The organism is Bacillus sp. 0209A, assembly GCF_036765095.1.
In the GTDB taxonomy this organism is placed as follows: Bacteria; Bacillota; Bacilli; order Bacillales; family Bacillaceae; genus Bacillus; species Bacillus subtilis_G.
Window position 1 is genome coordinate 505,738 of sequence record NZ_JBAIZV010000002.1, and the last position, 23,199, is coordinate 528,936.

Genomic DNA, 23,199 nt, shown 5'->3' on the forward strand with positions numbered 1-23,199 from the left:
CCAGTTCAGTAATATTTGGGAGTATGTTAAAGAATTAACTATAAGCACTTAATTGCACTATTATAAAACAGGTTTTTGTTTTCTGTAGAGATTTAAACTTCGGACGACATTGGATAATGCTTTTCTGAAATTCATAGCTCTTGAAGGTAGTACCATTATGGAGTAGCGTTTTAGTACTATGGAACTGAACCAGAAAGAGTATTGTAAGATGGCATTTTATATGGCTAGGGTACTTATGATACTACAAGACCACCAACTAAACAGAATGACATAGTTCGAAGCGATAAACAGTAAGTTGCATAAGAAGAATCCTTGTTCAGCAAAAGGAGTGATAAAATTGGGTTTTATTTCATAGAGCCGATCGTACAATACTCGATATTCGTTTAAAAAGAGTTGCGAAATCAAAATTTATGTTATGTGAACGTTCCCACAAAACTGTGACACCGGATGGAGCAAATTTCCCAATTGTTCACGCTGATGTGAAAAAGAAAGCTGTTAAAGATTTTGGTATTGTGAAGAAGGCGAGGAATGATGTCGGAAATAATAAGAAACTGTTCGGTCAGAATGGAACTTAAATTGCAAGTAAGATAACATGGCAAGACAGAAAAAATAGACATTGAAAATCCAAATCCATGGCAAAGAGAAGGTCAAATTCACTATCATGAGCCTAATAATAAAAGGTACTTTGATGTTGAAACAAAGAAGTTTTATGACCAAAAAACAGGTGAAGATGCACCTAACAAAATTCAAAAAGTACTTAAAGAACAAGAATGTTCAGGAAGCAATAAATAAGGGATTGAAATTTTTAGGGAAGGATTCTGTATTTTTGTTTAGGAGTGTAGATTATATAAATATGAAAAGATTAAAAGAACGGCTTGAAGATCTGAGCAATACAAAGAAAGTTGATCTAACTAATTTAAAGGATATTATTTCACCTAATATAGTTAAAGTAGACGATTGCTTTATTTTAGATCTAGAGATTGAGTTAACTGATAATCCAACTATAAATTGGAATAGAATTTTAAAAATGTATGGGGATAAAACTGGGTATGAAGCATCGTGTAATGAGCTCCGCATAAACGATTATTTAGACTGCAGTGATTTATTCGATGAAGAGATTTTACTTTATGCGTTTCAGGTAATGGCCGGTTGGGAACATCATTTAAAAGAAAAATTTCCTGATCATAAATTTGTTGTGATTCTAAGTATCGATGAAGGTTTTGCTACCATTAGATTTTATAAATATAGAGAAGAGGAAAGTAGTTGGCTAAAGGCGGACATTGAAGAGTACGGAAACGAAGCTATTCTTGTGAAAGAAATTAACTGAGATCATAAAATTTAATCGTAAAAGCAGGTGTGGTAAACTACCTGCATTTATAGCTTTATTATAATTTACGAAAGCAAGAGAATATTACATTCGATCAATGTACAGATGTTGAAAAGCCTGTGATAGGAACAGATTTTGGTTAAATCATGGAACATGGAATAAGATTTACTGTTGAAACCCGGAGATAGGTGATTGATGCATCGTCTTTTAGTGAATAGGGAATTAGACGAATGGTACAAAAACAAATGTGCAGAGAAAATTAAGAGTGCCTGATGAATTTAATCAAATAAAAGGTTTGAAAAAAATTGAAGTTAGAGATTTAAACAATCCTTCAGGAGAAATCAATATCTACTTGCAAGATCTTTCTGGAGAAAATGAATTTCATTTAGAACAGCAAATCAATATGAAAGTATCTAAATTGGTTCCTGTTTATGTTACTAGATTATAGTTATTCCCTAAGACACGATTTAATTGATGGCGCTTATGATATTGTAGGGACCGCTGAATCTTTAGAATTCATTCAGGGAACGAACTATATCAATAAAATAATGCAAGAGAAAGGGTTTATCGAACTCAGTTATTTTTATGATTACTACGATACTGTATATGAGTGGAGTGAATTGCCACATATACAGCCTTTCAACAGGAGATTAACACTTGTTTACTAATGTATTAGAATTGCTATAGTTTAGAACTTGCCGTGCTGTCATCGGCAAGTTTTTTTATAGATAGTATAACAATGTGGAGTACAAGGAGAAGCGGGATGGGCAGAGATCATATTTCTCAATTGCAGCCATTAAAAATCTGTGATGGCTGGTCTGTAGTACTGAACAATTTAAATTTCGAAAAAAGAATGGAAGAAAAATATGAATTACTAATACTGCAAAATGAAAAACGTAATGCCTTTATTGAAGTAATTTATGGAAGTAATCAATACCATATCAAAGTAGTTGGCTTAAAAACAGATAAAATTTATGAAGAAGCATCTTTTGATGAAATAGAACATTTATTAGGAGAATTAGAATATCAAATCTGGAGTGTGGGAAGTGGAGTTTTAGAGGATTTGCAGCCACTAAGCCAACAGGTTCCTAATTTTTTATGGCTTAAGATACCGGCTGGTTGGACTGTTGATTATATTACATTAAAAGATACTGATCCTAAGTCTCTAGAGGCAAATGATGATGCTTGGTTATTTGACTTTAATCAAGATCTCCTGCAAATTTCTCATGAGACAAAAAATTTGTTGCTTGATGTAGGGTGGTACCCAGAAGGGGATCCAACCGGTAGCTATGGGATTGAACTGATAAAAAACGGAGATTGGGAAAATCCTGTAGAGGATATTATGTGCACTGAACTTAAAGAATTAATTAAACAATTTGATCATATTTTTATGAAAGAAATTAAAAATGAATATTAATAAAGAGCAGGTAGCACTATCTGTTTTCAATTTAACCGTAAAAGAAAGAACGGAAAAAGATACTGGGGAGAAGTGGTAACGCTACAGTTGTTCTTTAGGTAAGGTGGTATAATAATTAATGAAATACGGACATCATCATAATCAGGTAAAAGAAGTTATTGATTTTTCAAAAACCTTTAAAGTAGTTACATCAGATGATATTTCTTATTTTACTACAATTATTAATGATAAAGAAAAAGCTAAATACTATGATTATGAAGATGTATTTGGTGAAGATGAATATACGTGGAATGATCTAAGAGAAAATGAAATGAGTGAAGTATGGGATAAATATTACGAATTAGTCGATGATCAAAAACCACAGAATTTAGACACAGTACTAGATGTTTTTTCTGAAAATGTGAGAAGTGCTACGACTGAACTTAATACTTTTTTTGAAGAGATCGTAGTAGACCTAAATAATTGTGCGATAAATAGAGCAGTAAACGGAAAACAGACAATTTTTTTGAAAAGCTTTTTAAAATTTATAAAGCGGGTTATTTTCCATGTGGTTGGGATGGAGATTATCCTAATGGGAATTTTATCGCCTTGAAAAAAGGTTAAAAGAATAAAGAATGTCAGTCTATCGAAAATGCAGGACGATTGAGCGAGAAGACTACTTTAAGAGAGGAAAACCATTGAAATGATAATACATCAAATTCACGATTTTCATCTAAAAGATGAATTGGATTTTGTCCAAACACAACAATCCCTTATACATAAAATCAACCTATCCCCCACTATCCATCCAGACTCCATCAACACCTGTGCGGGCGTCGACCTCGCTTATTGGGATCAGGATGGCGAACCGTATGGGGTGTGCAGCATTATCGTGATTGACGTTGATACAAAAGAAGTCATTGAAAAAGTGCACAGTATGGGGAAAATCAGCGTGCCGTATGTTTCCGGTTTTCTTGCGTTCCGCGAGCTGCCGCTGATCATCGAGGCGGCCAAAAAGCTGGAAACGGAGCCGGATGTGTTTTTGTTTGATGGCAACGGGTACCTGCATTACAACCACATGGGGGTTGCCACCCATGCGGCTTTTTTTCTTAATAAGCCGACAATTGGGATTGCGAAAACCTATCTCAAAATCAAAGGCTGTGATTTCGTGATGCCTGAAAATGAAGTTGGTGCATATACCGATATTATCATTGACGGCGAGGTATATGGACGGGCGCTGCGGACGCGGCGGGACGTGAAGCCTATTTTCTTGTCTTGCGGAAATCATATTGATTTAGAAAGCAGCTATCACATCGCGATGAGCCTGATCAATCAAGAAAGTCGGCTGCCAATCCCTGTCCGCCTTGCTGACCTTGAAACACACGTCTTGCGAACATTTTATCAAAAAAATCACGTGTAACACTTGCAGACCGAGAACTGCAAGTGTTTTTTATTGGTTCCTGTATATCTCGCTTATATATACAGACGGGGCTACTCCTGTGACCCGTTTGAACACTCTGCTGAAGTAATAAGGATTAGAAAAGCCTAATGTGCTGCTGACTTCGGTTACGTTTAAGTTGCTTGTTTTGAATAGATCAATTGCTTGTGCGATCAGCAGTTCATTTTTATAAGCTGTGATGCTTTTCCCGGTTTGCTTTTTGAAAAGGGAAGAAAGATAGGCATAATTCATTTCTAAAGCGTCCTCAAAATCTCTACTAACCAGCTTTGCATGCTTGTTTTGGTGAAGAAATTCAATAATTCGGCTGATGATCCTTGAAGAGCGGGTGCCTGCCTGACTATGTATCGCATTGCTATACAGGTCAATAAAAAATTGATAAGTGAGCGAACACGCTTGGAGCGCTCTGAAAGCACTTGGTGATTCAAAAGCATGAATAATGCTGCTTAGCTGTTTTTCTGTGTACTCACGATGAGAGACAGAACCGCTTTTCGGAAAGGTTAATTTCGATGAATAGATGCTGTCGAGAAGGATTGGTGAATTGTGAAATGGAGAAAACTCTTCCTCCTGATCCAAGGAAGGTTCGGCATAAAAATGAAAGTAGTACCATTCGGTTCCGGGTGTATAAAGATCGCCTCCCCAATGCGGTGTATTGTTCTTAAGAAAAAGATATCCCCCCGCTTGAATGCGGTACTCGTTTTCGTTCTCAAATACATGGATCGAGCCTTGTTTTACGTAAAAAAATACACTGATTCCATCCATCGTCCTGTCAGGGTGCCGTAAAGTCCCTTCTATATCCTTCATATGTCCGGCCTCACGGATCTTAGGCAAATGATTGGCTTGGAGTTTTACTTTATACATGGCTTCACCATCTTTCTCTTGTCTTATCTCCAGTGTAACGGTTCAATCTAAAAAAAGGATATGTTTTTGATAAATATTGAATTCACATCCCTTATGATCATTTGGATAATAAAAGCATCACTATGAATGATGAAACATGATAGGGGGAGATCAAGATGGAAAATGTAACATTATTAAAAGGCATGTTTTATGATTCTCAGATGAAAGGGAAGGAATATTTGCTTTTTTTGGATGTAGACCGTCTTTTGGCTCCGTGTTATGAGGCTGTATCTCAGTTGCCTAAAAAACCGCGCTACGGCGGGTGGGAGGCAAAGGAAATTGCCGGGCATTCAATTGGTCACTGGCTGTCCGCCGCATCAGCTATGTACCAGGCTTCCGGGGATGAGGAGCTAAAAAAGAAAGCAGAGTACGCAGTGAATGAACTGATCCATATCCAGCGATTTGATGTAGAGGGATATGTAAGCGGTTTCTCCAGGGCGTGTTTTGATGAGGTGTTCAGCGGTGATTTTCGAGTGGACCACTTTAGTCTGGGGGGGTCTTGGGTGCCGTGGTACAGCCTCCACAAACTGTTTGCGGGATTAATAGATACGTATCGGCTAACCGGCAATCAGACGGCTTTACGAGTCGTCGTCAAGCTGGCTGACTGGGCAAAAAAGGGGCTGGATCGCCTGACGGACGAGCAATTTCAGCGAATGCTGATATGCGAGCATGGCGGAATGAATGAGGCGATGGCGGATCTATATATGCTGACGAAAAACAAAGAATTTCTTGAACTTTCAGAACGTTTCTGTCATCGCGCCATTCTTCAGCCTCTGGCAGAGGGGAAGGATGAACTTGAAGGAAAGCATGCCAATACCCAAATTCCAAAGGTGATTGGAGCCGCTAAGCTGTATGATATAACGGGTAAACAAGCATATAGAAAAGCCGCACTCTTCTTTTGGGAACAGGTTGTCTATCAGCGTTCCTACGCAATTGGCGGCAACAGTATCGGAGAGCATTTCGGAGCAAAAGGCAGCGAGGAGTTAGGGGTAACGACCGCGGAAACGTGCAATACGTATAACATGCTGAAATTGACGAAGCATTTGTTCCGGTGGTTTCACGAAGCGAGATTTATGGATTACTATGAAAACGCGCTTTATAATCATATTCTTACTTCCCAAGATCCCGATTCGGGCATGAAAACCTATTTTGTTTCCACACAGCCGGGCCATTTTAAGGTGTATTGTTCGCCGGAAGATTCTTTTTGGTGTTGTACCGGCACGGGAATGGAAAACCCCGCTCGCTATACGCAGCATATTTATCATATAGACCAAGACGATCTGTATGTGAATTTATTTATTCCTTCACAAATAAACATGCAAGAAAAACAACTGATCATCTCACAGGAAACCTCTTTTCCAGCGTCGGAAAAAACCAGGCTGATTGTGAAAAAAGCTGACGATGTGCCTATGACGCTGCATATTCGCATGCCTTATTGGGCAAATGGCGGCCTTAAAGCTTGTGTCAATGGGAGGCGAATTCAGCCGGTTGAGAAAAATGGGTACCTGGCTATTCACAAACATTGGAACATAGGAGATTGTATTGATATTGATTTGCCGATGAAACTCCACATCTATCAAGCGAAGGATGATCCTAAAAAAAGCGTCCTGATGTATGGGCCGGTTGTATTGGCAGGAGCACTGGGGAGAGAGGAATTCCCTGACACAGATATACTTGCTGACCATCTCGCCCTTAATAATCATCCATTAATTGATGTCCCTGTGTTGGTTGCGGATCAGCGTCAATTGGATCAATGGGTGAAGCGGATAGATGAAACATCACTCATATTTCGAACAAAACCGATTGGCCAGCCGGGTAATAAAGAAATCACATTAATGCCGTTCTACAATGTGCATCATCAGCGGTATTCCGTTTATTGGGATGTGATGACCGAGAAAGAATATCTTGATTATACAGATGAAGAAAAAGAAAAGGAGGAGATCATCAGACGCATAACAGTTGATGCCGTTCAGCCGCATGAGCAGCAGCAGGAGATCGAACATCACCTAAAGAAAGAAAACTCTTACTCCGGTTACGCGGATATTGTTCACAGAGGCTGGCGAGACAGCAGAGGAGATGGTTTTTTTAGTTATGAGATGAAAACAGAGCCGAGTCAACCCATGTATTTGCTGGTCACATATTTTGGAAGTGATGATACCTTTCAAGCAGAAGGACAAACTTACGAAAGACATTTTGAGATTATGATAGATGATCAATTACTCGCCAGACAGCAGCTGAAGGCAAATCATCCGGGAAAGCTTTTTGATGTATGTTATGACATTCCAGTTGCATGGACGAAAGGAAAAGAGAGCGTAACTGTCACGTTCAAATCAAAAGAGGGAACAGCAGCGGGCGGAGTATTTGGGGTAAGGATGATAAATGAGAAAATGGTTTAACAATGAATGCCTAGCGATATGAATTGCTTGTTCATTCAAAAACTTGCGGCACATGGGCCGCAAGTTTTTTATTTGAATGTTTTCCTCGTCAAATCGATAAAAGCCTTTAATGGCGCAGACATCCATTTGTCCTTGTGCCATGCTAATTGAGTAAAAACGGGGCAATCGTTCTGCCAATTGAGTTCTTTCATCCGGCCTGCTGCGATATCATCTTTTACTGTCATTTCAGGCAATAGTCCAATTCCAAGTCCCGCCATCACGCATTGTTTGATGGCTTCTATGCTGACAAATTCTAATTTGTCAGGGTAGACAGCGGCGTCATGTAAAGTGTTTTCAAAGAGCGTGCGGTAAGAGCAGCCGTCTTCTGTCAGCAGAAGGGTTTCGTTTTGAAGGTCCTTCAATGTTACTGGTGAATGTGCAGGAAAAGGATGGTCGTTGGCAGCTACTATTTTAATCTCATCCTGAACCAGAGATTCAACGTGCAGTGCGTCGTCCGCCCGGCTTACATCCAAGATAAAGGTGATATCAAGCTGGCCCTGTAAGAGCTGTTCTTTCGCTTGCTCATTGGAAATATACGGTTTGAAGATGAGCTTTACTTGGGGAAAAGCCTGTTTAAATGCTTTTATGATAGGCGGAAGACGGTATGTGCACTGGCTTTCCGTCGCCCCGATTTTTAAGGTTCCTGTTGTTTCTCTAACTTGATTTGCGGCCATTTTTGCCTCTTCTGTTAAAGTAATGATCTTCTCTGCATAGGCTTTGAACGTTTTGCCGGCTTCTGTCAGGATGAGCCGCTTGCCGAGCCGCTCAAATAAAGGCGTCCCGATTTCTTCTTCAAGTGATTTGATCTGAGAGGTAACACTTGATTGTGCATAATTAAGCATCTTGGCGGTTAGGGTGAAGTTTACCTGTTCTGCTGCCGTAATAAACGTTATCAGCTGCTTCAATTCCACCTGTTCTCTTCCTTTCTAAATCGATTTAATCGATTGTGTTAATCGAAATAATCATCTGTATTGATTAATGAATTCATTATATGATGAAGAAAATCATTCGTAAACAAAGGAGCAGATGCATCATGAAAATTGCGGTTATTAATGGCGGCACGCGGTCTGGCGGAAATACGGATATTCTTGCGGAGAAAACTGTTCAAGGATTCGATACGGAACACATTCATTTGCGTAAATATCATATCCAGCCAATTGAAGATTTGCGCCATGCTGAAGGCGGCTTTGGCCCGGTTCAAGATGACTACGATTCAATCATTGAACGGACATTGCCATGCGATATTCTCATATTCGCTACCCCCATTTATTGGTTCGGCATGTCAGGAACGTTAAAGCTGTTTATTGATCGCTGGTCTCAGACATTGAAAGATCCCCGATTTCCTGATTTTCAACAGCAAATGTCGATGAAGCAGGCATATGTGGCAGCAGTGGGCGGAGACAACCCTAAAATAAAGGGGCTGCCGTTGATTCAGCAATTTGAGCATATTTTTGCATTCATGAGGATGCCTTTTAAAGGCTATGTATTGGGAGAAGGCAATCGTCCCGGCGATATTCTTGATGATCATCAGGCGCTGTCCGCTGCGAGCCGATTATTGAAAAGACATGATGCGATATGAAATTTCTGCTGTCGGTCATTGCTGGTATGCTGATGCTGGCATTCTTTTTCATTTGGAAGGCGCCGCCTGCTGATTGGATTCAGATTGAAACCAATTCGCATCAGATTAAGCAATCTGTGAGAATAGCAGGGACCATGCTGCAAATCAAGCACATTAAGAAGAATGATGCAGGCGAAGAACAAATTGTCATATCGAACGGCATTTCGGGACCAAAATAAAAAAGCACCTGTCCGGGTACTTTTTTCTACAAATGAGGAATCACAAGACCGCCATACAAAAATGCCGCGATAATCAGAAATGCCGGATGCATCTTGAATTTTGTCATGGCAAGAAGGGAAATCCCCGCAATCACGATAGATTGGATCCAGCCGATCGCTTTGATGCCATCGGCGCCGATTTGCCAGGTAAGAATGAGCATCATGACCGCGATGACAGGCTGAACGGATAGCGTCATGCCCTTGATGACGGGTGATTGGCGGAAGCGCTGAATGATGCGCAGCAGGACGATCAATGCGAGCGCCGACGGTACAATGGTTGCGATCAGCGCAACCAGAAAGCCGGGCCACCCGCCGGCGCTGTACCCGACATAGGCGGCGATTTTGGTTGCGATCGGTCCCGGCAATGCGTTCGCAAGCGCGAGCATATTTGAGAATTGGTCGTTTGAAAGCCAGCTGTATCTGTTGACAACTTCTTCAAACATCAGCGGGATAGACGCAGGTCCGCCACCGTATCCGAGTAGGTTTGCGATAAAAAACGCCATAAATAAATAAATCATAATCATGAGGCCGACATTCCTTTATCTTTTGAATGTTTATTTGTGATTTTGTCTTTTAATCTAAAATGAAACGCTCCGTACGCTAGGAAAATGATAATGACAAGGCCCGGATTGATCTGTAGCGTTTGCAGGCCGATAAAAGCAATGATAAAAAACAGGATGCCTGTAACCCAGCCGAAACCTTTAAGCGCTTTTTGGCCAAACTCGTATGCCATGATACCGAGCATTACCGCAATGACCGGTGTTACAGCACCAATCATGCCGGCAACAACTGCTGAATGGCTTAAGACATTTACAGCGGCAAACAAGCCCACCATAGCAAGACAAGTAGGCAGAATATGGGCCAGGGTTGCGACAATCGCGCCTAATGTGCCTTTTAGCTTGAAGCCCAAATACGCAGCCATTTTTGTGGCAATCGGTCCGGGAAGCGCATTAGCGATCGCTAATATTTCTCCGAACTCATCATCGTCAATCCATTTATATTTATTGACCGCTTCATGGCGGATCAGCGGAATCACGGAAGGTCCGCCCCCGAACCCTAAAATTCCGGTACGCACCATTGCGGCTGTCATATCCCGATAAGGATGATTTTTCATTCGTTTCTCTCCTTTTACAGCTTCATTCCCATACGGCTTTTGTATCGTTTGATCAGCATCTGGCAATCAACGCTGACGACGCCTCGCAGCGGATACAGCCGTTTTGTTAAAAACTCTTCCATTTCTTGATCGTTGGCAAAGATCCCGTGCATATGCAGCTTGCTCGGGCCTGTCATGTGATAAAGGCTGGTGACCGCAGGCTCTTCCTCAAGCTTAAGAGCGACCTCTTCTAAAAACTGCGGCTCGACCTCGACATTGAAAAACACGGATACATGAATGCCGATTTTAGCGGGATTGATGACAGCGGTGAATTTTTCAATAACACCGGCTTCGATTAATTGGTTGATACGAGCCTGTACGGCGACCCGTGATAAATCAACTCTTTTGCCAAGATCCGTATAAGATATCCTGCCTTCCTCGTGTAAAATGGTGAGAATTTGTTTGTCGATCTCATCAAGAACAAGGTTGGGGATTTGATATTCATGACTCAATTGCTCCACCTGCTTTCGTTGCCTTTTAGACTTCATTTTATCATAAAAGTTACGTTTCGAAAGAAAATTTTTATATTTGTTTTCAAAATGAATAAAATAATGTTTTGTTGTTTTCGATAGGGAGAAAGTTCGTCAGTTTTTCTGCCGCATCAGTAGATGTGGAAAATCAGGCTCCATATACTAAAGAAAATCTCTTGAAAAAGGGGACTTGTGATGAACAAATCTGTCATCGGTACAAAGCAAATGGTCGTCAGCCCGCATTATCTTGCTTCTCAAGCTGGAAATCGCATACTGGACAAGGGAGGTAACGCGTTTGATGCCGCTGTGGCTGTAAGTGCTTGTCTGGCAGTTGTGTATCCGCATATGACAGGGCTTGGCGGGGATTCCTTTTGGCTGACCTTTCACCAGGAAACAAAGGCGGTAAGAGTCTACAATGGCAGCGGCCGTTCAGGGAAAAATGTGACGAGAGATGTTTATAAGGGAAAAAGCACGATTCCGCTGCGGGGGATCGAAAGTGCCATTACCGTTCCGGGGATGGTTGATAGCTGGGATGCGGTACTGAAGGAGTACGGACATATGTCTCTTGCGGATGTGCTGGAACCCGCACGAGACTATGCCCAAAATGGGTTTCCAGTATCAGCTGATCAGTGCCGTCACACAGAAACAAATCTTGAACTGCTGGCCTCCGCGCCTTACACGGCCGACATCTTCACAAGAAGCGGCAAAGCGCCTGTCCCGGGAGAGCGGTTTGTGCAAAAAGAACTTGCAGACAGTTTGAACATGCTTGCCGAAAAAGGAAGAAGCGCATTTTATGAAGGAGATATCGCTCAACGAATTGTCTCGTATTTACAGCAAAACGGCAGCTGCATGACACTTGATGATTTTAAAGCGCACCGGGGCGAGTGGACGGAGCCTGTATCAAGTGATTACCGAGGGTACAGCATGTACCAGGCGCCGCCGAATTCTCAGGGATTTACCGGTTTATTGACGCTGAACATTTTGGAAAACTATGATTTCCACAAAATTGAGCACGGCACTTTTGAGTATTATCATGTGTTAGTGGAGGCGCTGAAAAAGAGTTTCCTAGATCGAAATGCCGTCTTGACTGATCCGGCGTTTGCTGACATTCCAATTGAAAAGCTTTTGGACAAAAAGTATGCAAAACAATTGGCGGAAGAAATCGGTTATCTGGCAGAACCGGCAGAAAGCAGGCCAGTGGGAAGTGACACTGCATATGCGGCCGTCTTCGATGCGGATGGCAATGCAGTGTCATTCATTCAAAGCCTGTACTTTGAATTTGGCTCGGCTGTCACTGCTGGTGATACAGGCATATTACTGCAAAATCGCGGGTCATTTTTCTCATTGGATCAAGATCATGTCAATACGCTTGAACCGAGAAAGCGCAGCTTCCATACCCTGATGCCGGCTATGGCCTGCAAAGGCGGGAAACCGAAAATCCTGTACGGCACACAAGGCGGAGAAGGCCAGCCGCAAACCCAGACGGCCATGATAACCCGAATGCTGGACTACGGAATGCATCCGCAGCAGGCAATAAGCGAACCGCGCTGGGTATGGGGCAGAACGTGGGGAGAGGAATATGAAGGTCTCAGAGTCGAGGGCAGATTCTCAGAGGAAACCATCGAAAAGCTGAAAGACAGCGGGCATCTCGTGGAGGTTGTCGGTGACTATGATCCGCTGATGGGGCATGCGGCAGCAATCAAAGTGGATGAGGAAGGCTTCCTCCAAGGCGGAGCCGACCCGCGGGGGGATGGGGCGGCTGTGGGGGTTTGAGGTATTAGATGAAAATACAAATATAAATAAAAATGACTAGAGAAAGGAAAGTACTAAATAAGTAGTGTACGTATTGTTTATTTTCACGCTCATATTTCCATTCCATAAATGTACGGAAACCATTTATCACGAATAGATAGAAAATAAGCATAATCTCTGGAGGAAAGCGTAATAAAGAAAACCCTAATAAAATGAGCAAGACGACTTCCACCAGCCCTTGTGTGCTATTTACAGGTTTATACCACCAAGGCGGTTTAGAGATGCCTAGTTTTTTTCGGGCATAGACATAAAAAACAGTATTGATAAAAGCTGCGACCAGTATCACAATCAAAAAATGAGTGCCTGACATATAAATCCCTCCTAATCAACCTTTTATACGAAGAGAAAGGAAAAATGTTCCATAAAAGAACACCCGGTTTTCTCCGGGTGTTCTTTTCATAGGCAACTCTTTGTGATCACGAGGTCTTTTTGACTAGTTTCTTCTATTTAAATAGTCCTTTTGTTCAACTGGGACGAACCAGCGTAAATTCTTCGCCGAGCTTCGCATAGTGGTTGCCCGCCAATCTTGAGGCAGGCTTTAATTCATCTGTTAAAACATATCCTTTTTCTGCATCATACACCTTTTCATCGAGGTGGAAGCAGATGACTCTGCCAATGAGCAGATCAGCTGTGGTCACGCCTTGATCATTGTCGAACGTCATATGCTGCTCTAATGTGCATTCAAAGCGAATGCGGGCTTCCTTAATGCCTGGAACCGAAACAGATTTGCTTTCGACAGGATGAAGCGAGGTGCGGGTGAGTTCGCTTTCGTCCGGCCCTAAGCTTGCCGCCGTTTCATTGATGTCTTCAATGATGGCTTCATCACTGACATGTACGACAAATTCTCCGTTCTCCACCGCGTTTCGGGCTGTATCTTTTTGGCGTCCTCCCGCTCGGTTAACAGAAATACTGAGAAGCGGAGGATCTGAGCTGACAACGTTATAAAAACTAAAAGGCGCGGCATTTATCGCTCCGCTTGAAGAAAGTGTGGTTACAAAGGCGATGGGGCGGGGGATGACGGTACCTGACAATAGCTTGTATGTGTCTTTGGAACTAAGTTGATCAGCTTGAAATATGTACATAGCAACAACCGCCTTTATCGTTAGGATACTTTGATTATAACGAAATGGTTTCAAAGAAACCAAATGATGAGGGTTGCATATCTTATGTCATGACATATATCTAATACAGGGGAAATTGAAAAATAGGCTCCGTACGTCAGCCGGCAGCCTATGGATTGATGAAATTTTAAATTTATTTGTATTTCTTTTTGACTACCCAGCAATTGCCGTCTTTCCAGAATTCTTTTTTGCTGTGATAATCATCGTCTTTTTTGTGGCGATGGTGGTGGTGCGGTTTTTTGTAGTGCTTTTTGTGAGATTTTTTCTTATGGGAACAATATGGTTTTTTGTGTGTCCGATGTGACTTTTTGTAGCTGCGAGATTTTCTTTTGTGAGAACAGTATGACTTTTTGTAGCTGCGAGATTTTCTTTTGTGAGAACAGTATGACTTTTTGTAGCTGCGTGATCTCTTGTGAGAGCAGTACGATTTTTTATGGCTGCGTGATCTCTTGTGAGAACAATACGATTTTTTGTGGCTGCGTGATCTCTTGTGAGAGCAGTACGATTTTTTGTGGCTGCGAGATTTCTTGTGAGAACAATACGATTTTTTGTGGCTGCGAGATTTCTTGTGAGAGCAATACGATTTTTTATGGCTGCGAGATTTCTTGTGAGAGCAGTACGATTTTTTGTGAGAGCGGCACGACTTTTTATGGCTGCGCTTTTTTCCATGAGGCTCTTGGTATAAATAGTCTTTTAAACCTTCTTTTTTTGCGGATTTCACCGCTTCTTTGATGTCAGAATGGGAATAGTGGCCCAATTCGAAATCCTCCTTTTTAAAAATGATGTTAAGGATGAAGATCCTTACTACCCACATAATACGCACGGGTTTAAAAAGTGTATAAGTGTTCCGCTGAGATCTCACAAAAATAAAAGCCTAAAATTTGTAAGGGGGATTATGGATGAAGAACCAATCTCATTTACCGCTTTATCAGCTGTTTGTTCATCCAAAAGATTTGCGTGAATTAAAAAAAGATATATGGGACGATGAACCGGTGCCGGCTGTCATGAAAGTCAATCAAAAAAGGCTGGATATTGACATTGCTTACCGGGGATCACATATCAGAGACTTCAAAAAGAAGTCATACCATGTTTCTTTTTATCAGCCGAAAACATTCCGCGGTGCACGAGAGATTCATTTGAATGCGGAGTATAAAGATCCTTCCATGATGAGAAACAAATTGTCTCTGGATTTTTTCTCAGAGCTTGGGACGCTGTCACCAAAGGCAGAGTTTGTGTTTTTAAAAGTGAATGGGAAAAATGAAGGGGTTTATCTTGAACTTGAATCCGTCGATGAGTTTTATTTAGCGAAAAGGAAGCTGGCGGACGGGGCGGTTTTTTACGCGGTTGATGATGACGCTAATTTCTCGTTGATGAGCGATTTGGAAAGGGAAACGAAGACGTCACTTGAACATGGGTATGAAAAGAAGACAGGGACTGAGGAAGACGACTTTTATTTGCAGGATATGATCTTTAAAATTAATACTGTCCCTAAAGCTCAATTTAAATCAGAAGTGACAAGGCATGTGGATATCGATAAGTATTTGCGCTGGCTCGCCGGCATTGTATTCACCTCAAACTATGACGGGTTTGTCCACAACTACTCGTTGTACAGAAACAGTGAAACCGGATTATTTGAGGTGATTCCTTGGGATTATGATGCGACCTGGGGCAGGGATATCCATGGAGAGCGGATGGCTGCCGATTACGTAAGAATTCAAGGATTTAATACACTAACCGCCCGGATTTTGGATGAACCCGATTTTCGCAGGTCCTACAAGCACTTGTTAGAAAAAACGCTCCACTCTCTTTTTACAATAGAGTATATGAAACCGAAAATAATGGAGATGTATGAACAGATTAGGCCGTTTGTCCTGATGGACCCATATAAAAAGAACGATATTGAACGTTTTGACCGAGAGCCAAATGTGATATGTGAATATATTATAAAACGAGCTGATTACCTCAAAAGTGAGCTTGATTTTTTATCCTGACGATAAACGGGCGGATTCCGGAGAACGGAGCGCCTTTTTTTATTTCCGTTTATTTAACGATTTGCATATATCCACAAATTGTCCCAGTACAGGGTTTTGACTGTCTTTGCGATATGCGATGATCCATTCTGCTTTAAGCTGAAAATGATCAACGCTTCGATATGTGACGTCAAGGTTAAACAGCCGTCTGGCCGAGGATGGGACAATGGTAATGCCGATGCCCGCTGTCACCAGTCCGATCACCATTTGATATTCTGTCGCTTCCTGAACGATATTCGGCACAAAACCCGCGTTTTCACAGAGCTGAATAAAGTCGGTATATAACGTTGGCCACGCTTCTTTGGAAAGGGTGATGATCGGTTCGTTTTCCAAGTCTGTAATGTCGATTGATTCTTTTAATGCAAGCGGATGCTGTTTTGGCAATGCGAGGATGCATGGACTGCTTTGGGTTGTCTCAATTTGCAGCTCCGGATGCTCTAACGGCGGATGGAGAATCCCGATGTCGATATGTCCCTTGAGCAATTCCTCCTGCTGCCTGTAAGAAGCGATCTCTTTCAGTTCAATTTTCACAGAGGGGAATTTTTTACGGTATTCCCGGATGATCGGCGGCAAAAATTCATATGTAGCTGATCCGACAAAACCAATGACGAGATGGCCGTGCTCGCCGCGAGCCGTTCGCTGGGCCAGTTCAATCGCTTGATCAATTTGCATCAATGCAGTACGGCAGTGATTTAAAAATATTTCTCCTGCTGCGGTAAGCTCCACAAATCTTTTTGTCCTCTTGAGAAGCGTCACCCCGACTTCTTTTTCCAGCTGTTTGATCTGCTGGCTGAGAGGAGGCTGTGTCATGTTCAGCCGAAGCGCAGCTTTTCCGAAATGAAGCTCTTCGGCTACTGCGATAAAGTATTGAAGATGGCGAAGCTCCATTCATATGCATTCCTTTCCTTAGGTTAATAATTCGCAATACATATTAATCATAAGGCGAATCGATATTGGAGGTCAATTTCCAAAGAGTGTATAGTGAAACGTATCACAAGAAATATTTAAAATTTAATGTTTAAAATGCATAATAAGGAGTGAGGGTGTTGACAAAAGCAACAAAAGAACAAAAATCCCTTGTGAAAAACAGAGGGGCGGAGCTTGTTGTTGATTGCTTAGCGGAGCAAGGTGTCACACATGTATTTGGCATTCCAGGTGCAAAAATTGATGCGGTATTTGACGCTTTACAAGATAAAGGGCCAGAAATTATCGTTGCGCGGCACGAACAAAATGCAGCATTTATGGCGCAAGCAGTCGGCCGTTTAACTGGAAAACCGGGAGTTGTGTTAGTCACATCAGGACCAGGCGCTTCTAACTTGGCAACAGGACTGCTGACAGCCAACACTGAAGGTGACCCTGTCGTTGCGCTTGCTGGGAACGTGATCCGTGCCGATCGTTTAAAACGGACACATCAATCTTTGGATAATGCGGCGTTGTTTCAGCCGATTACAAAATACAGTGTAGAAGTTCAAGATGTGAAAAATATACCGGAAGCTGTTACAAATGCATTTAGGATAGCGTCAGCAGGTCAGGCTGGAGCCGCTTTTGTGAGCTTTCCGCAAGATGTTGTGAATGAAGTCACAAACACAAAAAGCGTGCGTGCTGTCGCAGCGCCAAAACTTGGTCCTGCAGCAGATGATGCAATCAGTGCGGCCATTGCAAAAATACAAACAGCGAAACTTCCTGTCGTTTTAGTCGGCATGAAGGGCGGAAGACCGGAAGCGATTAAAGCAGTCCGCAAGCTTTTGAAAAAAGTTCAGCTTCCATTCGTCGAAACATATCAAGCAGCCGGGACTCTTACAAGAGACTTAGAGGATCAGTATTTTGGCCGTATCGGTTTGTTCCACAACCAGCCTGGCGATTTACTGATTGAACAGGCTGATGTTGTTCTGACAATCGGTTATGACCCAATTGAATACGATCCGAAATTCTGGAATGTCAATGGTGACCGGACGATTATCCATTTAGATGAAATACTGGCTGACATTGATCATGCTTACCAGCCGGAGCTTGAATTGATCGGAGATATTCCATCTACAATCAATCACATCGAACACGATGCTGTGAAAGTGGAGTTTGCTGAACGTGAGCAGAAAATCCTGTCTGATTTAAAACAATATATGCATGAGGGTGAGCAGGTTCCTGCAGATTGGAAATCAGACAGAGTGCATCCTCTTGAAATCGTAAAAGAATTGCGAAACGCAGTCGATGATCATGTGACAGTGACTTGCGATATTGGTTCACACGCGATTTGGATGTCACGTTATTTCCGCAGCTACGAGCCGTTAACATTAATGATCAGTAACGGTATGCAAACACTCGGCGTTGCACTTCCTTGGGCAATCGGCGCCTCATTGGTGAAACCGGGAGAAAAAGTGGTATCCGTCTCTGGTGACGGCGGTTTCTTATTCTCAGCGATGGAATTAGAGACAGCAGTTCGTTTAAAAGCGCCAATTGTACACATTGTATGGAACGACAGCACATATGACATGGTTGCATTCCAGCAATTGAAAAAATATAACCGTACATCTGCGGTCGATTTCGGAAATATCGATATCGTGAAATATGCGGAAAGCTTCGGAGCAACCGGCTTGCGCGTAGAATCACCAGACCAGCTGGCAGATGTTCTGCGTCAAGGTATGAACGCAGAGGGTCCTGTCATCATTGATGTCCCGGTTGACTACAGTGATAACATTAATTTAGCAAGTGACAAGCTTCCGAAAGAATTCGGGGAACTCTTGAAAATGAAAGCTCTCTAGCACTCTGCGCATCACGACACTGTTTGATACAGCACTAAACAAAAGGAGTGAAGGGAATTATGAAACGCGAAAGCAACATACAAGTGCTCAGCCGCGGCCAAAAAGAGCAGCCTGTGAGCCAGATTTATCAAGTATCAACAATGACTTCTCTATTAGACGGGGTATATGACGGGGATTTTGAACTGTCAGAGATCCCAAAATACGGAGACTTCGGTATCGGAACCTTTAACAAGCTTGACGGAGAGCTGATTGGGTTTGACGGCGAATTTTACCGTCTCCGTTCAGACGGAACTGCGACACCGGTCCAAAACGGGGACCGTTCTCCGTTCTGTTCATTTACGTTCTTTACACCGGACATAACGCACAAAATTGATGCGAAAATGACACGTGAAGAATTTGAAAAAGAGATCAACAGCATTCTGCCAAGCAAAAACTTATTTTATGCGATCCGCATTGACGGATTGTTTAAAAAAGTGCAGACAAGAACGGTAGAATTGCAAGAAAAACCTTACGTGCCGATGGTTGAAGCGGTCAAAACACAGCCGATTTTCAACTTCGACAATGTAAGAGGAACAATCGTAGGTTTCCTGACACCAGCTTATGCAAATGGAATCGCCGTTTCTGGCTATCACCTGCACTTCATTGACGAAGGACGAAATTCAGGCGGACACGTTTTTGACTATGTGCTTGAGGATTGCACGGTTACGATTTCACAAAAAATGAACATGAACCTGAGACTTCCGAATACAGCGGATTTCTTTAATGCGAATCTGGATAACCCTGATTTTGCTAAAGATATTGAAACAACTGAAGGAAGCCCGGAATAACAGAAAAAAGAAAGCCTCTTTGTACAGGGCTTTCTTTTTATTTGGCTCTTTTCCTGATTTTAGATAAAATAACGTCAAAACGGTAAAGGTGTGGTCTAATGAAAATATTGGTTTTGGCAGTTCATCCTCATATGGAAACCTCGGTTGTTAATAAGGCATGGGCAGAGGAATTGAGTAAACATGACAATATCACAGTACGGGAGCTTTATAAGGAATACCCGGATGAAGCGATAGATGTTGCGAAGGAGCAGCAGATGTGCGAGGAATACGATCGGATTGTCTTCCAATTTCCGCTTTATTGGTACAGCTCTCCGCCGCTCTTAAAAAAATGGCAGGATCTTGTGCTGACTTTCGGCTGGGCCTTTGGTTCAGAAGGAAAAGCCCTGCATGGCAAAGAGCTGATGCTAGCTGTATCAACGGGGAGCGAAGCGGAAAAATATCAAGCGGGCGGAGCAAATCATTACTCAATCAGTGAGCTATTGAAACCGTTTCAGGCCACAAGCAATCTAATCGGCATGAAATATCTGCCGCCATATGTGTTCTATGGCGTGAAATATGCAAACGGAGAGGATATTTCCCTCAGTGCAAAACGGTTAGCCGAATACATCCAGCAGCCTTTTGCTTAAAAGAAAGCCCTGTCCAGCGTGCGACAGGGCTCTTTTAAAATTAAAAATCCGGCAGCTCGGACAGGTTGTTTTCTCTTATACCGTCCGGTTCACTTCGCAATATGTCTCGTCCGTATTTATGGAAAACATCAACATGAGCGAGTTTTTTTCCCGCTTTTGCTTCTGACAGTGCAGAGGGATAGTCGAGCTCTCTTCCTGTGTTCGTTTTTACTGCGATTATATTGTCTTCCTCATTTCTTCTGACTGCAATAATTTCTTCTTTTCCAGATGGAACAGCTTGCTGCTCCGCGGTTGTTTGCCGGTCTTTATACGTTTCATATGCTGCTTTAAATTGATCCATACTTACACCTCCATCTTTTAGCGTGAACAAAAATACCGGTGATCATGTATGATTTCGATACGGCATACGACAATATTTCCTGAGAAATATCTTGGGAATGTGACAAATCTATCCTTGATCTGCGAAGAAAAAAGGGATTCCGCATGAAAAACGGAATCCCTTTCAGTTATTTTGTCATGTGTAAATCCTTTGTTTTCATATAGCCTGTCGCACCGCCGTAATCAACGAATACCCAATTAAAATCAAAACCGCCTTTTTTCGTTTTACTCCACCCTAAAAAAGAAACGCTTGTGTCTGCCGGAAGAGTCTTGATGCTTTTTCCTTCAGCGGATGTATATACTTTCGTTTTTGTTTCCGTTTTTACTGTTGTAGCTGCTTTTACAATGTAATGAGTGGAAACAAAGCCTGTTTTGCCGTTTTTATAATGAACCTTTGCCCAGTCAGCGTTTGCGAAGGAAATCAGCTTTAAGCTGTCGCCCAAGTGCAGTATGGCTGCTTTATGGCTTGATGCGGAAGGCTTCGTTCTGACATTTAGAGCCTCTGTTGACACCAAATAAGAATCAATCGGATAGCTGTATAAATCATCAATGCTTACAGTTGTTTCTGGCTGTTGTGCATGGATCGTGCTTGCGCCCCCTGCAGAAGCCGCAGTCATTCCAGCTGCAAGTGCGAGAGTTGATAATACTTTTGTCGTTTTGTTCATTTCGTTCCTCTCCTCACGTAGAGAAATAATTCATTCTATTTCGCTATTCACGTTTTCACAGATTCCTAAACATGAAAAAGGACCAGATAAAGATCTGGTCCGCGGCAATTATTTTTGTGTTTCAAGTTTGAGAGGCGCGGATATCATTTTTTCCACCTTTTTTCCGTGTAAAATATCATCTGCCGCTTCTGTAGCCAGTTTACCGATCAAGTCAGGCTGCTGAGCGACAGTGGCTGAGAGCTTTCCATCTTTAATCGAAGCGAGTGCATCTTTATTGCCGTCAAAACCGATCACTACAATATCTTTTCCCGAGCTGTTAATTGCCTCGAGAGCCCCGAGCGCCATTTCATCATTGTGAGCAAAAACAGCTTGGATTTCCGGATGTCCCTGCAGCAGGTTTTCCATGACAGTCAGGCCTTTGGTGCGGTCAAAGTCAGCTGATTGTTTTGTGACAATGTCGAGCTTTTGATCTGCAATGTTATGAAATCCTGAACCGCGTTCCCGCGTGGCAGAAGCGCCGGGCACGCCTTCAAGTTCTGCCACCTTTGCACCTTTTCCAAGCTTGTCGGCGATAAATTCCGCGGCCATTTCACCGCCTTTTACATTATCGGAAGCAACGAGGGTTTCTACTTTTCCTTGTTCCGCGGAACGATCGATTGTTACGACGGGTACATCGACTGAATTTGCATATTCTACTGCCGTTGAGATCGCCGAAGAATCAGTCGGATTGATTAACAATGCATCGACACCTTGCTGAATTAAATCTTCCACATCACTCGTCTGTTTCGATGAATCATTTTGTGCATCGACAATGATGATTTTCATTTCCCGTTTTTCAGCTTCTTTTTCGATGCCCTTTTTTAATGAGACAAAAAAGGGATTATTAAGCGTTGAGACGGATAAACCGATGGTGAATTCCTTTTTGTTCCCCGAGTTTGCCGGCTTTGCCCAATGGGGAGGTTCAAGCGAACAGGCAGTTAATAAAAACAATGATAACGTTAAAATGACGGATACAGCCTTTTTCATATAAAAAACCCTCCTATGCTGACTTCTTGCGGTCTAATAATACCGCAATTAAGATGACAATCCCTTTGACAACCAGCTGATAAAACGATGAGACACCAAGCAGGTTGAGCCCGTTATTCAGTGTGCCGATAATCAGCACTCCGATGAATGTGCCGATAATGCGCCCGCGGCCGCCGGAGAGGCTGGTCCCGCCTAAGACGACCGCCGCGATTGCATCCAGTTCATACGATTCTCCGGCAGTCGGCTGTGCTGAATGCAGACGGGAGGTCAATATGGCGCCGGCAAGGGCGGATAAAAGCCCGGCTAATGAATAGATCAGTACTTTCACGCGTGTTACTTTAATGCCCGAAATGAGCGCGGCTTTTTCATTGCCTCCAATTGCGTACGTTCGGCGTCCGAACGGTGTTTTATGAAGAAGAACCCAAAGGATGACAAAGGCGAGAACCATTGTAATGGCCGGTACAGGGATGCCTAAAAAATAACCGCGTCCGAACAGCTGAAAAGCGTAGTTTGTGCCAAGTCCGGTTATCGGGTTTCCGTCTGTATACACAAGCGTCAGCCCGCGAAACACAGTCATGGTCGCAAGCGTGGCGATAAAGGGCGCCATTTTTCCTTTTGTGATCAATAGTCCGTTGATCATGCCGAGTACGGCACCAATGATACAGCCGAGAATGATCGCAAGAACCGGATCGACACCGGATACAATCATCCCTGCGACTAAAGCGCTGGACAGGGCAAGAATAGCGCCGACAGAAAGATCAATGCCGCCTGTTAAAATCACAAAAGTCATGCCGAACGCGATTAATCCGTTAATGGCGACCTGGCGAAGCAGGTTTAAAATATTCAGCGGTTCAAGAAAGCTGGGATTTAAAATAGATACAATGATAACGAGAATAAATAAACCGAGAAACGGGCCGAGTTTTTGCATGACTCCGTCGAAGTGAATCCGTTTTTGTTCTGTTTGCAGCTGTTCCATTTTCAT

24 protein-coding genes and 2 pseudogenes are annotated in these 23,199 nt (G+C 42.6%); 13 read left to right on the top strand and 13 right to left on the bottom strand.

Annotated features, from left to right (window positions below; genetic code table 11):
* The first annotated feature begins 688 nt into the window (after nucleotides 1-688).
* From V6D44_RS07820 to V6D44_RS07840, 5 genes and pseudogenes are all read left to right on the top strand, one after another.
* Nucleotides 689-1,327 (top strand): hypothetical protein, encoded by a 639-nt coding sequence (locus tag V6D44_RS07820; protein WP_333516393.1) that lies wholly within the window; start codon nucleotides 689-691, stop codon nucleotides 1,325-1,327.
* Between the two features lie 146 nt (nucleotides 1,328-1,473).
* Nucleotides 1,474-2,014, top strand: a pseudogene (locus tag V6D44_RS07825) (hypothetical protein).
* Between the two features lie 76 nt (nucleotides 2,015-2,090).
* Nucleotides 2,091-2,744: a hypothetical protein gene (locus V6D44_RS07830; protein WP_333516394.1), complete on the top strand. Its 654-nt coding sequence runs from the start codon at nucleotides 2,091-2,093 to the stop codon at nucleotides 2,742-2,744.
* 118 nt (nucleotides 2,745-2,862) lie between these two features.
* Nucleotides 2,863-3,347 (top strand): annotated as a pseudogene (locus V6D44_RS07835) (hypothetical protein).
* 79 nt (nucleotides 3,348-3,426) lie between these two features.
* Nucleotides 3,427-4,143 carry an endonuclease V gene (locus tag V6D44_RS07840; protein WP_333516396.1) on the top strand — a complete coding sequence of 239 codons (717 nt, stop codon included), beginning with the start codon at nucleotides 3,427-3,429 and terminating at the stop codon, nucleotides 4,141-4,143.
* Nucleotides 4,144-4,173: 30 nt separating this feature from the next.
* Here V6D44_RS07840 and V6D44_RS07845 read toward each other — a convergent pair whose 3' ends face one another.
* Nucleotides 4,174-5,040, bottom strand: coding sequence for an AraC family transcriptional regulator (locus tag V6D44_RS07845; RefSeq protein ID WP_202327933.1), 867 nt, complete (start codon nucleotides 5,038-5,040; stop codon nucleotides 4,174-4,176).
* Nucleotides 5,041-5,195: 155 nt separating this feature from the next.
* Here V6D44_RS07845 and V6D44_RS07850 point away from each other — a divergent pair, with 155 nt between their 5' ends.
* Nucleotides 5,196-7,475: a beta-L-arabinofuranosidase domain-containing protein gene (locus tag V6D44_RS07850; protein ID WP_087991758.1), complete on the top strand. Its 2,280-nt coding sequence runs from the start codon at nucleotides 5,196-5,198 to the stop codon at nucleotides 7,473-7,475.
* Between the two features lie 68 nt (nucleotides 7,476-7,543).
* Here V6D44_RS07850 and V6D44_RS07855 read toward each other — a convergent pair whose 3' ends face one another.
* Nucleotides 7,544-8,425, bottom strand: a complete 882-nt coding sequence (locus tag V6D44_RS07855; protein ID WP_148962574.1) for a LysR family transcriptional regulator — start codon at nucleotides 8,423-8,425, stop codon at nucleotides 7,544-7,546.
* A gap of 122 nt (nucleotides 8,426-8,547) precedes the next feature.
* On the opposite strand from V6D44_RS07855, the gene V6D44_RS07860 reads away from it, so the two are divergent.
* Both V6D44_RS07860 and V6D44_RS07865 read left to right on the top strand, forming a co-directional pair.
* Nucleotides 8,548-9,093 (top strand): flavodoxin family protein, encoded by a 546-nt coding sequence (locus V6D44_RS07860; RefSeq protein ID WP_202327935.1) that lies wholly within the window; start codon nucleotides 8,548-8,550, stop codon nucleotides 9,091-9,093.
* Complete coding sequence (locus V6D44_RS07865) at nucleotides 9,090-9,311, top strand: hypothetical protein (protein ID WP_087991755.1); 222 nt, start codon at nucleotides 9,090-9,092, stop codon at nucleotides 9,309-9,311. The genes V6D44_RS07860 and V6D44_RS07865 overlap by 4 nt, the downstream gene beginning before the upstream one ends.
* A gap of 26 nt (nucleotides 9,312-9,337) precedes the next feature.
* Here V6D44_RS07865 and chrA read toward each other — a convergent pair whose 3' ends face one another.
* From chrA to chrS, 3 genes are read right to left on the bottom strand one after another with little or no spacing between them, the layout of a single operon-like run.
* On the bottom strand, nucleotides 9,338-9,874 hold the full coding sequence (gene chrA, locus V6D44_RS07870; RefSeq protein ID WP_087991754.1) for a chromate resistance efflux protein ChrA: 537 nt from the start codon (nucleotides 9,872-9,874) through the stop codon (nucleotides 9,338-9,340).
* Entirely contained in the window at nucleotides 9,871-10,464 is a 594-nt protein-coding gene (chrB, locus tag V6D44_RS07875; RefSeq protein ID WP_087991753.1) for a chromate efflux transporter subunit ChrB, read from the bottom strand. Before chrB ends, chrA begins: the two co-directional genes overlap by 4 nt.
* Nucleotides 10,465-10,478: 14 nt before the next feature.
* Nucleotides 10,479-10,955, bottom strand: a complete 477-nt coding sequence (gene chrS / locus V6D44_RS07880) for a chromate efflux transcriptional regulator ChrS (RefSeq protein ID WP_003235604.1) — start codon at nucleotides 10,953-10,955, stop codon at nucleotides 10,479-10,481.
* Nucleotides 10,956-11,168: 213 nt separating this feature from the next.
* Between chrS and ggt the strand changes: the two genes are divergently transcribed.
* Entirely contained in the window at nucleotides 11,169-12,746 is a 1,578-nt protein-coding gene (ggt, locus tag V6D44_RS07885) for a gamma-glutamyltransferase (RefSeq protein WP_202327936.1), read from the top strand.
* Between the two features lie 4 nt (nucleotides 12,747-12,750).
* Here the strand turns inward: ggt and V6D44_RS07890 are convergent, their stop codons facing one another.
* From V6D44_RS07890 to cotG, 3 genes are all read right to left on the bottom strand, one after another.
* Nucleotides 12,751-13,095 (bottom strand): DUF4181 domain-containing protein, encoded by a 345-nt coding sequence (locus tag V6D44_RS07890; RefSeq protein ID WP_087991751.1) that lies wholly within the window; start codon nucleotides 13,093-13,095, stop codon nucleotides 12,751-12,753.
* Between the two features lie 154 nt (nucleotides 13,096-13,249).
* Nucleotides 13,250-13,867: a flavin reductase family protein gene (locus V6D44_RS07895; protein ID WP_253268615.1), complete on the bottom strand. Its 618-nt coding sequence runs from the start codon at nucleotides 13,865-13,867 to the stop codon at nucleotides 13,250-13,252.
* 172 nt (nucleotides 13,868-14,039) lie between these two features.
* A complete protein-coding gene (cotG, locus tag V6D44_RS07900; RefSeq protein ID WP_253268614.1) occupies nucleotides 14,040-14,663 on the bottom strand; it encodes a spore coat protein CotG in 624 nt (207 codons plus the stop codon).
* A gap of 142 nt (nucleotides 14,664-14,805) precedes the next feature.
* Between cotG and cotH the strand changes: the two genes are divergently transcribed.
* Nucleotides 14,806-15,897: a spore coat protein CotH gene (gene cotH / locus V6D44_RS07905; RefSeq protein WP_087991748.1), complete on the top strand. Its 1,092-nt coding sequence runs from the start codon at nucleotides 14,806-14,808 to the stop codon at nucleotides 15,895-15,897.
* Between the two features lie 39 nt (nucleotides 15,898-15,936).
* Here cotH and alsR read toward each other — a convergent pair whose 3' ends face one another.
* Nucleotides 15,937-16,824 (bottom strand): acetoin biosynthesis transcriptional regulator AlsR, encoded by an 888-nt coding sequence (alsR, locus tag V6D44_RS07910; RefSeq protein WP_087991747.1) that lies wholly within the window; start codon nucleotides 16,822-16,824, stop codon nucleotides 15,937-15,939.
* A gap of 158 nt (nucleotides 16,825-16,982) precedes the next feature.
* Here alsR and alsS point away from each other — a divergent pair, with 158 nt between their 5' ends.
* The 3 genes from alsS (at nucleotide 16,983) to V6D44_RS07925 (ending at nucleotide 20,148) form a co-directional block, all read left to right on the top strand.
* Entirely contained in the window at nucleotides 16,983-18,695 is a 1,713-nt protein-coding gene (alsS, locus tag V6D44_RS07915; protein WP_087991746.1) for an acetolactate synthase AlsS, read from the top strand.
* Nucleotides 18,696-18,754: 59 nt separating this feature from the next.
* Nucleotides 18,755-19,522, top strand: a complete 768-nt coding sequence (gene budA, locus V6D44_RS07920) for an acetolactate decarboxylase (RefSeq protein ID WP_202327938.1) — start codon at nucleotides 18,755-18,757, stop codon at nucleotides 19,520-19,522.
* A gap of 98 nt (nucleotides 19,523-19,620) precedes the next feature.
* Nucleotides 19,621-20,148, top strand: a complete 528-nt coding sequence (locus V6D44_RS07925) for an NAD(P)H-dependent oxidoreductase (RefSeq protein ID WP_148962585.1) — start codon at nucleotides 19,621-19,623, stop codon at nucleotides 20,146-20,148.
* Between the two features lie 40 nt (nucleotides 20,149-20,188).
* Here V6D44_RS07925 and V6D44_RS07930 read toward each other — a convergent pair whose 3' ends face one another.
* From V6D44_RS07930 to rbsC, 4 genes are all read right to left on the bottom strand, one after another.
* The gene (locus tag V6D44_RS07930) at nucleotides 20,189-20,488 is read right to left on the bottom strand and encodes a DUF3892 domain-containing protein (RefSeq protein WP_202327939.1); all 300 of its coding nucleotides are present in this window, start codon (nucleotides 20,486-20,488) and stop codon (nucleotides 20,189-20,191) included.
* 166 nt (nucleotides 20,489-20,654) lie between these two features.
* Complete coding sequence (locus V6D44_RS07935) at nucleotides 20,655-21,191, bottom strand: SH3 domain-containing protein (RefSeq protein ID WP_087991742.1); 537 nt, start codon at nucleotides 21,189-21,191, stop codon at nucleotides 20,655-20,657.
* Nucleotides 21,192-21,299: 108 nt separating this feature from the next.
* Nucleotides 21,300-22,217 carry a ribose ABC transporter substrate-binding protein RbsB gene (rbsB, locus tag V6D44_RS07940; RefSeq protein WP_087991741.1) on the bottom strand — a complete coding sequence of 306 codons (918 nt, stop codon included), beginning with the start codon at nucleotides 22,215-22,217 and terminating at the stop codon, nucleotides 21,300-21,302.
* A gap of 13 nt (nucleotides 22,218-22,230) precedes the next feature.
* The gene (gene rbsC / locus V6D44_RS07945; RefSeq protein ID WP_087991740.1) at nucleotides 22,231-23,199 is read right to left on the bottom strand and encodes a ribose ABC transporter permease RbsC; all 969 of its coding nucleotides are present in this window, start codon (nucleotides 23,197-23,199) and stop codon (nucleotides 22,231-22,233) included.